Here is a 12,503-nt window from a genome sequence, read left to right on the forward strand (position 1 = left end):
GTCTCTTGTTAACGTATACAGCCGGGACTTCTTATCCTTGGAAGCGGGAGCTGGAGGAGTTTCGGGCATTGTCGGCGCAGGCGGATGGGATTGAACCGACCGGATGGAGTCGCAAGCGGAAATTGGCGCTCATTGAACAAATTGTGCGTGCGTACAGGGTTTATCAACAGGAAAATGGGGCGATCGAAGACCCATACTCAGGCAGGGAGCGGTATTACTCAACCCCAGCTTATGCGATGGCGGCGGCCGTGTTGGTTAAGGAAGGCCATGCGGATCTGCTGCCCTCAGCGTCGGCCGCCCTCACGCGAAGCATATCGGCCGTCGTGCAAGGGGAAGCTCCGGATTCCCATCCGGATTTTTTTCCAGTCTTGATGATGCGCGCTTATATGCTGCTCAAACCCTTCTTGCCTGAGCAAGCGGAGGTTTGGGCCGGGATGTTAAGACAGATTGAGCCGGAACGGGACTATGTATTTACGATGAGCAAAATGAACAATCCGAACCGTATGATCAATTGGAATGCCATCATGATTTCGGGCGAGGTTCTGCGTTGGAAGGAAGGACTGGCCGGGGAAGGGACCGAATGGATGGACCGTTATTTAAGCGCGTATCATCTGACGCGGTTCACGGCGCTCGGCCTTTATCAGGACGGCCCGCTCGATCGTCCGAATTGCCCGCTCGCCTATGACATCGCTACGCGTTACCATCTGGGCATCATGATTGATGCCGGATATGAGGGGGAGTGCGCCCCTGCACTTGCCGAATGTCTGCGGCACGGTGCCTTTTCCTCGCTGCTTACGCTCTCGCCGCTCGGAGAGATTCCCCCGCGGGGACGCAGTTCACAGCATCAGTGGAACGAAGCGGCTGCCGCGTCCGTGTTTGCGAGCCAGGCTTCGGCTGCATTGAAGGCCAGGGATCGCGGAATGGCCGGCATTTTTGCCCGCGCCGCCAACTTGTGCTTCGATGCCGTGGCCCGCTGGAGCATGGAAGACGGACGCTTGCATATCGTTCGAAATTTCTACCCTCCGGAGAAACGACACGGATATGAGGTATATACGAATCATACCTGCTATAACTTGTGGACGGTGGCGGCATTAGCCAATGCATACCTATGTGATCCGGGGGACGGGCTGAAGGAGCGGCCGATCCCTTCCGAGGTTGGCGCACGCGTGCTCCAGATGGACGGCTGGTTCGAGACGATTTCCGCTTCGGTGCCGGGTCAGCAGATCATCCTGCATACCGCGCTAAATGATCCCTACACGGTGCCGGGCCTGGTTCGCATTCATCAACAGGGGTTGCCTGGAGGCATCGGTCCCGCAGCGGCTGGACATGGGAATGCGGGATTCACCGAGTTCGGCGAAGGGGAGACGCTGCCGTTAAGTTACTGTCCGGCTTGGCAGACGCCTGACGGACAGTGGCATACGCTGGCAGAGGGAATTTCGTCCGGCGCGGAATACGACAGGGATGCAGGCATCGATCCGGCACTCGGTGGAGGCTCGGTCAAGCTGGAGGTGGAATCGGAAGCATTCCATGGCGAGCAGGCTCGGGAACATTTTTGCCGTAATTCATTCACGCTGGAGTGGCATGGCCCGCTGCAAGGATTGCAAGAACTGCGTATGCATGTCTTGCAGCAGCAGGGACTGCTGCAGATCACCTACGAGTTCGAGGGGCAGATTCAGGCGGCGGGTGCTGTCATTCCGCTCATGTTCGGCGACGGTGAGCAGCAGGCAGAGATCACTTGTTCCGCCAATCGTGTGCGTACCGAATTCCGCGGGGCCTATGCAGAATCGAAATTGGTGGACAGCATCGGGCGAGTGCATGTTCAGGACGGCACGGTGGCCTCGCGGAATGGCCTTCTGCGATTCGCCAGAATGGAAGTGCCGGGGAGCCGCACGTTGACGTTTACGGTGGAACTGGGCGCGTCGACAGGGAAGGCATGATGGGGTGCTTCTCTTTACAGGGGGATGCAGGTGCTTAATGAGCGGCTTGGTGATGTTGTCGAGTGGTGGCACGTAAAGAAAAGATAAAGGGGGAGTATTACAATGGCAGCTATGGCAGAAGAAACGAATTGGGCAGAAGAGGCATGGCAGCAGGGAGTGCTTAAAACCGTCAGAAACGCGCAGCGGATCAAGGATACGTTCCCGCATACCTCGATTCAGGGGGAATATGACCAGAACGCGCCGGAGTGGTGGACGGCAGGGTTCTGGCCGGGACTGTTGTGGCTTGTGCAGAGGGAAGCGGGGACGGCTCAGGAAGCCGATTCATTGTACCGGATCGCGTTGAGTTGCGAAGAACAGCTGGAGGTCTGTTTGCGTGATCCGGATCTGGTGGATCACGACCTTGGCTTCGTCTGGCTGCTTAGCGGCGTTGCCCATTACCGCCAAACCGGAAACGCGGACGGACGGAGGCGCGGGCTGCTTGCGGCCAACCTGCTCGCCGCCCGCTTCCATGTGCGGGGACAGTTCATCCGTGCCTGGAATTTCGATTCGGCGGCCATGGATACGCGCGGCGTGGCGATTATCGACAGCATGATGAACCTGCCGCTGCTCTACTGGGCATCCGAGGAGAGCAGCGACCCGCGCTTCCGCTGGCTGGCCGAAGCGCATGCCGATACCGTCGCGCGCGAATTCGTCCGCGGCGACGGGTCCATCTGCCACGTGGTGGAATTCGATCCGACCACGGGGCAGAAGGTACGGGAGCATGGCGGGCAGGGCCATGCTCCGGGTTCCGCCTGGGCGCGCGGCAACGCCTGGGCGCTGTATGGGTTTGCGCTGTCTTTCCGGTACACGGGCGAAGCCCGCTATCTGGAGACAGCGGAGCGCGCGGCCGATGCCTTCCTCGCCATGCTCGGGGAAGACATCGTGCCGCCATGGGATTTTCGCGCACCTGCCGAGCATCAGGTGGCGTGGGACTCGTCCGCTGCGGCCATCGCTGCCAGCGGACTGTTGGAGCTGGCGAAGCTGTCGCCGCGAGGCGAGGCGTATGCCGCAGCCGGAGAGCGCCTTGCGCGCGGCTTATACGAGCGCTACAGCTCCGGGGTCTCGTCCGCGGAGGAGGGGCTGATCCTGCAGGGAACCGTGCATTACCCTGAACGGCGCGGCCTGAACGTGCCGATTATTTATGGCGACTACTTCTATATGGAAACGCTGGCGAAGCTGCGCGGGCGGGAAGGATGGTTCTGAATCCCAGGGCTTCAGCTTCATGGTTGTTCAGCCGAAGGGGCGAATATATGCAACCGTCAGGAGCGAGCGAGGCATCCCATGTCGCATGGCCTGTTTTTAATATGTTCTGTAGGGGGAGCTGTCTTTCGGGACGGCTCTTTCGCTTGGGCCAAACTTGCGGTATTTCCGGATCAGATATGCGCGGATCACAGGCATGCTGGGCATACATGCGGTTCCCTTAAGAAGACGGCTGCTTTTCGTGTTGTTTTCCTAAAAATCCACCGAAAGTCTAAACATCTGGAAAGTTCATGCCGACATTAAAGATATGGAAAAAAATGATCGCATTCAGGGGGGAAATGATGTTTAAGCCAAGATGGACCAAGTACATGGTGTTGATGCTGGTAATGATTTTGAGTATTTCCAACGTAGGCATGGTCGCTGCGGCAGACAAAGAGTTGTCCAAAATCGTCTTATCCAAGAATGAGCTGTCTCTTGAAGTGGGTGACTCCGGTTCAGTGACGGTGACGGGTGTATATAGCGATAATTCGTCGGCAAGCGTAACGCTCGGCTCCGATTGGAGCAGTAATTCGGATGCTATTGCTTCCGTGTATAGCGGGACGATTACAGCCAAAAAAGAAGGAGAAGCTACAATTACGGCTACGTATCAAGGTAAAAGCCAAACGTTGACCGTGCATGTCACGAAAAAGGTCAAAGCACTGTCCAAGAACGTGCAGACCCTTGATTTGCGGACCGGCGACACCAAAGAGATCGCCCTGACGGCAACGTACAGCGACAACTCGACAGATACCGAAGCTTCCAAAATTGCGGAATGGTCTTCCGACAACGAGAAGGTTGCTACGGTCGTCAACGGCAAAGTTACCGGACAAAGCGCCGGTACGGCAGTAATTACGGGTAAAGTCGGTAAACAAAGCGTCACCGTGGATGTCAACGTCGAGGTTGTTAAACGTGTCGATGTGGACAAAAAGAAAATCAGCTTGCTGTTGGACAAAAGTGAAGATGTCAAACTGACAGCGACCTATCCGGACGGTTCCACCAAAGACGTTACGACGCTGGCCGAGTGGACCTCCAGCAATGAGAAAGTGGCTGACGCCATTCAAGGCAAAATCACCGGTTATGCTGCCGGTTCTGCGAAAATTACGGCAAGCTATGGTACCAAATCGGTAACGATCGATGTAGACGTAGACCTGACAAGCAAGATCAGCGTGGAGAAACAAAGCATTTTCTTCCGCCTGGCCGATACCAATAAAACGGCAAGCATGACTCTAACCGCTTCGTATCCAAACAGTGCGGATGTAGACGTGACCACTCAAGCCGAGTGGACTTCCAGCAACGAGAAAGTAGCCACCGTGTACCAAGGCAAAATTACGGCGGTGGGTGCAGGATCGACTACAATTAAAGCAAAATACGGGGATAAATCGGTGGAAATCGCCGTAGACGTGGATACGGCACGATATCTCGACATTAAAGGCGTAGAAGAAAAATTGACGATGAGTCTCGGGGATTCCACCAAAACCAAGACGCTTGAAGCCAAAGCGGAATATATCGATGGCAGCACAGAGGACGTGACTAAAAAAGCAACCTGGACATCCAGCGATGCGGACGTAGTTTACGTTTCCGAAGGCGACTTGATCGCTTACAAATCCGGTACGGCAACAATTACCGTGGCATACGGCGGCAAAACATCCAAATTCACCGTGAATGTGGACGTTCCGGACAAGTATCAAATGGAACAGAAAAAGGCTTCCGTTTCCGTTGGCGGCAAATTTAACGCCAAAGTACTTGCCGTCTACGGCGAAACGTCCAAGGATGTGTCCGAGGAGGCGGAGTGGAGCAGCAGCAGCGAGAAAATCGCTGAGGTCGACAGCAAAGGTGTCGTTACCGGTGTTGCAGTAGGTAAAGCAACCATCACCGCCAAAATCGGCGGAAAATCCCTTACGCTGCCGGTTGAAGTTGGCATGGCCAGCGGACTTGAAGCAGATTTGAACTATGTGGTGATGTCCGCCAAAGAAACCCAGCAAATCGTGTTGACGGCAACGGACGAGAATGGATTGACGCAGGTGGTAACGACGGAAGCCACTTGGAAATCGAGCAACTCCCGCGTTGCTGATGTCAAAAAAGGCGTTATTACGGCTAACGCGAGCGGTAAAGCCAACATCACGGCTGAATACGGCTCACAAAAAGTGACGATTCAAGTAGAAGTGGACGTGATTACCCGCCTCGTGGCTTCCGTTCCGGCATTGTCCATGAAATCCGGAGATTCGGGAGAGATCACCGTGACCGCAATTCTGGGCGATGGCACCGAGCGGGATGTAACCGACAAAGCCGACTGGAAGACAAATAGTTACAAGGTTGCTCAAGTAAGCAAAGGCAAAGTAAAGGCCGTCGGTTATGGCAAAGCGAAAGTAACCGCCAAATACGGCAGCAAATCGGTGAGCGTCGCCGTTGACGTAGATACGCTCAAGTATTTGCAAACCGATAAAGTAACGCTTACGATGAAACCGGGCGACAAAGTGACGGTAGTAGCTACCGCAACTTATGCGGACGGATCGGAAGCCGACGTATCCAAGCCGGCCCTATGGACGTCTTCCAAGATTGCCGCCGCAACCGTGAAGGATGGCGTCATTCAAGCAAACGGCAAAGGGAAAGCGACGATTACCGTGAGCTTTGCCGGCAAAAAAACCAAAGTGACGGTTATTGTAGAAGCGAAGTAATGCGAGCATTACCCGCATTCACATGCACCGACTAGAAAAGATAAAGAAAAAGGGTACTCGCATTAGGCGGGTACCCCTTTTTGCATTGGAACGTATGCAGCAACTTATAACTACATCGTATGGGACAAAACCAAGGCGCCGTATGCAAAAGCAATAACGATGAGAATGGCGGGATGCAGCTTGGTTTTGGTCATGACCCATAGCGAAATGCCTGAAATGATTAACGTTTGCCAGATGCCGATCGAATTCGCGGATACTTGCCCGAACTCCCAGGTGAGCAGGATCATAAGCACGGCAATGACTGGCTGCACGAGCAAGGTCATGCCTTTTACTTTAGGCGAGGTCCGGTATTTGTTGAGCAGTCTGAGCAGCAAAATCAAAGCGGCTGCTGACGGCACGATCGTGGCAAAGCTGGCAATGATTGCGCCGAACCAGCCTGCCACCTGATAGCCGACAAAGGCGGCGATTTTGGTAGCGATCGGACCGGGGAGCGCATTGCCGATGGCGAGCACGTCACCGAACTGTTCGCTGGTCATCCAGCCGTAATGGTTGACGACCTCTTCCTGCATCAAAGGGATGGAAGCCGGGCCGCCCCCGTAACCGAGCACGTTGGCTACAAAAAATCCCCAAAACAATTCCCACCAAGTCTGAATCATCGGTTAGGACACCTCCTTGTCGGAGCTGCGCTTTGCTTTGTAGCGCTGCACGAGATCCAGATGGAAGACGCCATACCCGAGAAATACCGCAACAACGATGCCTGGATGAATGTCGAGCAGCTGCAGCAGCACGAAGGCAATGACGCCGAACAGGATGGCGAATATTTTGCCAAGGCCTGACCATGCCTTTTTGGCAAATTCATAGGCCATCATGCCGAGCATGACGAAAATGACCGGGCGAACCGCCGCAACCATGCCGGCGACCACTTTGGATTCACGCAGGGCATACATGGAGCCGAGCAGGGCGATGATAGCGATGCTCGTAGGCAGAACATGTGCCAACACGGAGACGATAGCGCCTAAGACGCCTTGTTTTTTATATCCCAGATAAGCAGCCATCTTCGTTGCGATCGGTCCGGGGAGGGCATTCGCAATGGCCAGAATCTCGCCGAATTCGTCGTCGCTAACCCATTTGTATCTGACGACCGCTTCATAACGAATTAACGGAATAACCGATGGCCCCCCGCCGTAACCAAGAATGCCGGTCCTAACCATGCCTGCGATGAGACCGCTGTAAACCTTCCAACTCATGCTGTTATCCTCCTACAGTCTCATGCCCATTCGGCTTTTGTAACGCTTCAGAAGCAATTGGGATTCTACTTTGACGATGCCGGGCATCTTATACAGCTTCTCCAGCAAAAACTGCTCCATCTCTTCCATGTCGGCGAAAATGCCGTGCATATGCAGCGTGCTGGGCCCGGTCATATGATACAGGCTGGTCACCGCCGGCTCTTCATCAAGCTTTTCGGCGACTTCGTCGAGAAACGGAGGCTCTACGTCTACATTGAAAAAAGCCGAGACCTGCATTCCGACCTTGACGGGATTGATCACGACAGTAAAGCGTTCGATGATGCCTTTTTCGGATAAAGCATTAATGCGGGCTTGGACGGCTACGCGCGACAAACCGATTTGTTGCCCCAGGTCCGTATACGAAATCCGGCTGTTCTGATGGAGGGCGGCCAGTATTTTTCGATCCATGGCATCCAGGTTGTGCATGAGCGGAATTTCTCTTCCTTCCGAAGAGCGCTTGTTAGTCATCAACGATCCTTCTTTCTCTGTCATTTTGTTGCGTTATATTTGAAAATCAACAAATGGAAAGACATTTTGCATGCAGCACCCATATTTTACTGACGAATCGTAATGCCAGTCAATTCATTTGTTGAAAATGTGAATTTATTCCGAATTCCGGTTTGCAATTTGTAACCTATACCAAAGTAAAAAAACCGCCTGCGGTTCCATGCCGCAAGCAGCTCATTCCGTTAGAAGAACATGCTCTATTCCGTCTTTTTGGGGAGATAAAGGGTTACGGTGGTACCTTCCCCCGGATCGGAAGTCACCTTTAATGTGCCTCCTGCTCCGCGTGCCCGTTCCTCCATGCTGAACAGTCCGACGCCGTTGCCGGCCGTCGATGCGCTGAACCCTGCGCCGTGATCGGCAATGGTAGCGACGATGGCCTCTGCAGTATCCTCCACGCTAACTGCCGCTTCCGAGACATCCGCGTATTTCGCGATATTGGTCAATGCCTCCTGGATAATGCGGTACATCGCTATTTCGCGGCTCGTATCCAGCCGACCGCGCAAATTGCAATCCAGCCGAACGTTAATGCCATAATGGCGGGTGTAATTTTCAACATAAGTCCGGATTGCAGGAACGACGCCGAGATCATCGAGCACGGAGGGCCGCAGTTCCCAGGCCATGCCGCGGACGTCTTCCATGATGCCGGTAACCTGTTTTCTTAACGCTTCCACGCCTGGATGAGGCTGGTCGGCCAGCAGTCGATCCATTTGGATGACGAGGGAGAACAGGCTTTGGCCGATGCCGTCATGCAGTTCCCTTGAAATGCGGAGCCGTTCTTCCTCTTGAATGTTCATGACCTGGGTCATCATTTGCTGCAGTTCAGCTTCCACCGTTTTCAGTTTGGTGACCTCGCTGCGCACTGCGAGATATTGATAAGGTTTTCCTTCATTGTCCAGAAAAGGCACGATGGTTGTGTTTACCCAATAATAGCTGCCGTCCTTGGCCCGGTTGCGTATTTCGCCATTCCATACCTGCCCGGAAGAGATCGTTTCCCACAGATTTTTCATGAAAAGTTTGCCGTGATAACCGGAATTGATGATCCGGTGATCCTGGCCGATCAGCTCTTCCCGCCGATACTGCGAAATCTCGCAGAACTTGTCGTTAACGTACTGGATTTTGCCCCGGCTGTTTGTCAGTGCCACGATGGACGATTCATCCAACGCAAACTTCAAGTCGCTGAGTTGATGCAGGGAACCCTTCAGCCTGCTGCGGAATTCAGGATCGGCAATGTGGTTGTCGATCACTTCAAGCAGCTCGCGAACCGGTTGATCGGCCAGATTGCTGAGTCGGTTTGGACGCGCACTACTCAAAGTTCAACAGCCCCTTTTTCATTGCAAATTTGACGAGTTCCGGCCTGGTGCGCAATCCGAGCTTCTCCATTAAATTGCTTTTGTGCGTTTCGACCGTTTTGACGCTGATCACCAGATGCTCGGCAATCTCCTTGTTGGCGTAACCTTTGGCGATCCACGACAAAATCTCTTTCTCCCGTTCGGACAGCGTGTCGTACGGCCCGGCGTTCTCCTGCTTGGCTTTATCGAGGTATTCGCTCATCAGCCGTTTGGTTGCGCTTGGATACAGATAGGCGCTTCCTTCTGCAACCGAGCGTATAGCAGCTAACAGCTCCTCGTGCGGAGCGCTTTTGAGTATGTATCCGGATGCTCCGGCATGGATGGCACGGAACAGATATTCTTCGTCATCATGCATGGTCAGTATTAGAATGGACAGATCCGGCATGATTTTTTTCAGCTCGGCGGTTGCCGTCAATCCATCTTTGCCCGGCGGCATGCTGAAATCCATCAACACCACGTCGGGTTTCAATTCCTGAGCCTTTGAGATGGCTTCGTCACCGTCTGCTGCATCGCCAACGATGCGTATGTCATTTTTTCCGTCAAGCAGCGCGATCAGACCTGAGCGTACAACAACGTGGTCGTCTACGACCAACAAACGAATCACATCAATTCCTCCTGTTCCTTTGCATATTGCTGTCCTTATCATACCAAAAAAGCGAGGTACCCAGACTTTGATTCTTCGAATCTTTCATCTAAAAAAGCCTCGTTATCCCTTAGCGGGATAACGAGGCTTGGTTGGCAACCGACGTCTTCAGGCATACATTAGCGTTTGCAATTCCCTGCTTGCCTGCTCGGTCAGTTGAATAACATCCGGCGAAAAGCTGCAGGGCTGTCTGTTTCCGAGAAGAATGACGGCATCCGGGACGCTGCTCTTCTCAAAAATAGGTACGACGACCGCGCTGACCAGCCGCTCGGCAAGCATCAATGGGCAGCGCCCGGGAAGACGGTCGCCTGAAGTCCGTCCATCGGATATGGCGGTACGTCCGGTCCGAAGCGCCGTGCCCACGAGATCCTGGCCTGGCCGCATGTGCATCCGCTTCACGCGTTCATTGCTTGCGCCCGACGTGAACTTCCAATGAAGCATTGCTCCGGACAAGCAAGCCAATCCACAGAAGTCGCTGGATGTATGCTCGCGCAAATGATCGACGATCTCCTGAATGTCGAATGAAAACTCATCATGCATGAGAAGACACTTCCTTTTTGAAATGCTACCTTCGATGGTTCCTTACTATATATTGTAGGCAATTCGGAAGGCCTTGTAATTCAGGGAAAACCCCTATTTAAATCTGCGTATTTACCGATTATGGCATTGAAAAGACAGAGAAGCCGCATTCTACGCGAAGATGCAGACACCCTTGCCAATGCGGACCATTAACCGATGTGACATTTCTCACAGCAAATTCAGGGAATTTATCGCAGAGGTTCAGGTAATCCCCTGATAACCAATCCTGTATTTTCGCGGTATGATGGAATCATAAGGAAACACGAGGAGGAACAGTCATGAGTACGGTATTCGTGGAAAGAGGAACCCGAGCTACGGGACAGGAACCAACGGAGGGGAACAAAATGGTGCGGGAGACAGGTGGGATACTTTCGTTTGTTACAGCCGAGCAGTGGTCGTGGATTGAGGCGAAAATGCAATCCAAACGGGTTAAGGCCGGTTATAGCCTCTTTCTGGAAGGTGATGAAGCCGGATATCTGTACTACCTCCGCTCAGGCCGGGTGAAAATGACCAAATCGACGGAAGACGGGAAAGAAATCATTTTGTCGATCCAGCAGAAAGGTGATTTGATCGGGGAATTCGGCGGCATCGGTGGTCAAACGCATAGCTATAGCGCGGAAATGACGGAAAAAGGGGAATTGGCGATCATTTCGCTCGGCGACCTGGAAGGCGTTCTTAGCAAACATGGCGATCTCGCTCTGAAGTTTTTGCAATGGATGGCACTTTCGCAACGAATCACCCAGTCGCGTTTTCGCGACCTGCTCTTGTACGGCAAGGCGGGTGCGCTTGCTTCGACACTGATCCGTGCCAGCAACTCGTATGGTCGATTTACGCCGGAGGGAATTGTGCTGGACATGAAACTGAACCATACCGAGTTGGCCGAAATGATCGGCGCTACGCGGGAAAGCGTCACACGTATGCTTGGTGCATGGAAGGAGCAGGGGACGCTGGATACGCAGGACGGAAAGTTAATGATCCGCGATCTTGGAGCTCTGCGCAGCATGTGCGGATGCCCGACGTTTCCGAGCTGTCCGGAAGAGATGTGTCGCTTGTAACAGGAAATAGATTGGATGTATCTGCTTTGTTTTGATGGCGATTGGGGTCGCATCGGATAAATTGGAGGAGGGCTGATATTCGCGTGAGCGGGTGTCAGCCCTTTTCTGGATTGGTTTTATTCGACAGGGCTTCGACCATACTCGCTGGCGAGAATCGAATACAGCAAAGAATCATGATAGGCGCCTTTGAAATGCCAATGTTCCCGAAGCAGGCCTTCGCGCTGCATGCCGATTCTCTTCATAACCTGCTCGGACGCTCTGTTGGCTGGGCGGCAGGTAGCGAAAACACGGTGAACGCCCAGTGTATTGAATCCATAATCGAGAAGAGCCATAGCGGCTTCGGTAGCGTACCCTTTTCCGTGATGCTCAGGGTGAAGCACGTAACCCAGCTCGGCATTTGTTTTCTCGATAAAAATGGCCACCGAGCCGATCATCAGATCCTGATCTTTTATACAAACGGCGAGCTCGTATGCATTCCTTGGTGATTGCTGCTGCTGAGTTAGAACATGATGGATGTATTGATGGGTGTCTTCTTCCGTGTTCGGTCCCCAGGAGGCATATTTGGCAACTTCGGGCAAGGATGAATACGAATGCACATGTTCCCAATCGGACTGGAGCATATCGCGGATGACCAAACGTTCGGTTTCAAGTTTCATGTCAATCTCCTTTCTTACATATAATGATATAAAAATAACCCATGAATCGATTCGGGTAAAGAACCGTTCATGGGTAGGTATGCAAGAGTAAAACTATCTCATGGGTTTGCATTGATCGGCAGGATACTTGTAGGCAAGCTTGCGGGTGATTTCTTTTTGCCATCTCGTATCCCCAAGCTGGATTGCCAGATTCAGAAGGTCGAGATAATCATCAAGCTGCAGCGTGGCTTTTTGCATGTCGGTATTCATTCGATATTCGTACCCCTTTATCTATGTGTTCAGAAATCATATGCATAGTTAATAAGTAACAGAACGACTATAATAATGATAATCATTATCAAACTATATGTCTATTATGCAATGAACGGTTATAAAAAGCAATGGCGATCAGCAAAAATGGATGCATTTTTTTGAGGAGATCATCCATTATCTTTGTGAGCCGGTTGATCGTAGGCACATCCAGATGAGGTAAGGGGCGTAAACGCCGAGATAGGCTGCGGGAAAGAGAAACCACCCGTCTAGCAATAAATGATGAATA

The 12,503-nt window shown here is 52.8% G+C and carries 12 protein-coding genes; 4 read left to right on the plus strand and 8 right to left on the minus strand.

The genetic code is table 11. The features are described from left to right. Positions 1 to 5 precede the first annotated feature (5 nt). From SNR34_RS01830 to SNR34_RS01840, 3 genes are all read left to right on the plus strand, one after another. Positions 6 to 1,937 carry a glycosyl hydrolase gene (locus SNR34_RS01830; RefSeq protein WP_339275702.1) on the plus strand — a complete coding sequence of 644 codons (1,932 nt, stop codon included), beginning with the start codon at positions 6 to 8 and terminating at the stop codon, positions 1,935 to 1,937. Between the two features lie 111 nt (positions 1,938 to 2,048). Continuing rightward, positions 2,049 to 3,179: a glycoside hydrolase family 88 protein gene (locus SNR34_RS01835; RefSeq protein WP_486182382.1), complete on the plus strand. Its 1,131-nt coding sequence runs from the start codon at positions 2,049 to 2,051 to the stop codon at positions 3,177 to 3,179. A gap of 338 nt (positions 3,180 to 3,517) precedes the next feature. Continuing rightward, positions 3,518 to 5,890 (plus strand): Ig-like domain-containing protein, encoded by a 2,373-nt coding sequence (locus tag SNR34_RS01840; protein ID WP_339275703.1) that lies wholly within the window; start codon positions 3,518 to 3,520, stop codon positions 5,888 to 5,890. 110 nt (positions 5,891 to 6,000) lie between these two features. Here SNR34_RS01840 and chrA read toward each other — a convergent pair whose 3' ends face one another. The 6 genes from chrA to SNR34_RS01870 all read right to left on the minus strand — a co-directional run bounded on the left by chrA (position 6,001) and on the right by SNR34_RS01870 (position 10,215). Then, on the minus strand, positions 6,001 to 6,546 hold the full coding sequence (chrA, locus tag SNR34_RS01845; RefSeq protein ID WP_236421543.1) for a chromate efflux transporter ChrA: 546 nt from the start codon (positions 6,544 to 6,546) through the stop codon (positions 6,001 to 6,003). A 3-nt stretch (positions 6,547 to 6,549) separates the two neighbouring features. Next, on the minus strand, positions 6,550 to 7,137 hold the full coding sequence (gene chrB / locus SNR34_RS01850) for a chromate efflux transporter ChrB (RefSeq protein WP_236421542.1): 588 nt from the start codon (positions 7,135 to 7,137) through the stop codon (positions 6,550 to 6,552). A 12-nt stretch (positions 7,138 to 7,149) separates the two neighbouring features. After that, positions 7,150 to 7,644 carry a chromate efflux transcriptional regulator ChrS gene (gene chrS / locus SNR34_RS01855; protein WP_236421541.1) on the minus strand — a complete coding sequence of 165 codons (495 nt, stop codon included), beginning with the start codon at positions 7,642 to 7,644 and terminating at the stop codon, positions 7,150 to 7,152. A gap of 236 nt (positions 7,645 to 7,880) precedes the next feature. After that, the gene (locus tag SNR34_RS01860; protein ID WP_486181019.1) at positions 7,881 to 8,993 is read right to left on the minus strand and encodes a PAS domain-containing sensor histidine kinase; all 1,113 of its coding nucleotides are present in this window, start codon (positions 8,991 to 8,993) and stop codon (positions 7,881 to 7,883) included. Beyond that, positions 8,986 to 9,636 carry a response regulator gene (locus SNR34_RS01865; RefSeq protein WP_236421539.1) on the minus strand — a complete coding sequence of 217 codons (651 nt, stop codon included), beginning with the start codon at positions 9,634 to 9,636 and terminating at the stop codon, positions 8,986 to 8,988. The genes SNR34_RS01860 and SNR34_RS01865 overlap by 8 nt, the downstream gene beginning before the upstream one ends. A gap of 147 nt (positions 9,637 to 9,783) precedes the next feature. Further along, entirely contained in the window at positions 9,784 to 10,215 is a 432-nt protein-coding gene (locus SNR34_RS01870; protein WP_236421538.1) for a GAF domain-containing protein, read from the minus strand. 317 nt (positions 10,216 to 10,532) lie between these two features. Between SNR34_RS01870 and SNR34_RS01875 the strand changes: the two genes are divergently transcribed. After that, positions 10,533 to 11,309: a Crp/Fnr family transcriptional regulator gene (locus SNR34_RS01875; protein WP_236421537.1), complete on the plus strand. Its 777-nt coding sequence runs from the start codon at positions 10,533 to 10,535 to the stop codon at positions 11,307 to 11,309. Between the two features lie 116 nt (positions 11,310 to 11,425). On the opposite strand, the gene SNR34_RS01880 is transcribed toward SNR34_RS01875, so the two are convergent. After that, the gene (locus SNR34_RS01880) at positions 11,426 to 11,965 is read right to left on the minus strand and encodes a GNAT family N-acetyltransferase (protein WP_236421536.1); all 540 of its coding nucleotides are present in this window, start codon (positions 11,963 to 11,965) and stop codon (positions 11,426 to 11,428) included. 93 nt (positions 11,966 to 12,058) lie between these two features. Continuing rightward, positions 12,059 to 12,214 carry a hypothetical protein gene (locus tag SNR34_RS01885; RefSeq protein WP_236421535.1) on the minus strand — a complete coding sequence of 52 codons (156 nt, stop codon included), beginning with the start codon at positions 12,212 to 12,214 and terminating at the stop codon, positions 12,059 to 12,061. Positions 12,215 to 12,503 lie beyond the last annotated feature (289 nt).

It is taken from the genome of Paenibacillus sp. XP01, assembly GCF_057364885.1.

What these genes read in the sequence shown, in the direction of transcription:
- chrA (WP_236421543.1), bottom strand. Translation starts at nt 6,546, where the DNA reads ATGATTCAGACTTGGTGGGAATTGTTTTGGGGATTTTTTGTAGCCAAC.
- chrB (WP_236421542.1), bottom strand. Translation starts at nt 7,137, where the DNA reads ATGAGTTGGAAGGTTTACAGCGGTCTCATCGCAGGCATGGTTAGGACC.
- SNR34_RS01840 (WP_339275703.1), top strand. Translation starts at nt 3,518, where the DNA reads ATGTTTAAGCCAAGATGGACCAAGTACATGGTGTTGATGCTGGTAATG.
- SNR34_RS01835 (WP_486182382.1), top strand. Translation starts at nt 2,049, where the DNA reads ATGGCAGAAGAAACGAATTGGGCAGAAGAGGCATGGCAGCAGGGAGTG.
- chrS (WP_236421541.1), bottom strand. Translation starts at nt 7,644, where the DNA reads ATGACTAACAAGCGCTCTTCGGAAGGAAGAGAAATTCCGCTCATGCAC.
- SNR34_RS01870 (WP_236421538.1), bottom strand. Translation starts at nt 10,215, where the DNA reads ATGCATGATGAGTTTTCATTCGACATTCAGGAGATCGTCGATCATTTG.
- SNR34_RS01875 (WP_236421537.1), top strand. Translation starts at nt 10,533, where the DNA reads ATGAGTACGGTATTCGTGGAAAGAGGAACCCGAGCTACGGGACAGGAA.
- SNR34_RS01880 (WP_236421536.1), bottom strand. Translation starts at nt 11,965, where the DNA reads ATGAAACTTGAAACCGAACGTTTGGTCATCCGCGATATGCTCCAGTCC.
- SNR34_RS01885 (WP_236421535.1), bottom strand. Translation starts at nt 12,214, where the DNA reads ATGAATACCGACATGCAAAAAGCCACGCTGCAGCTTGATGATTATCTC.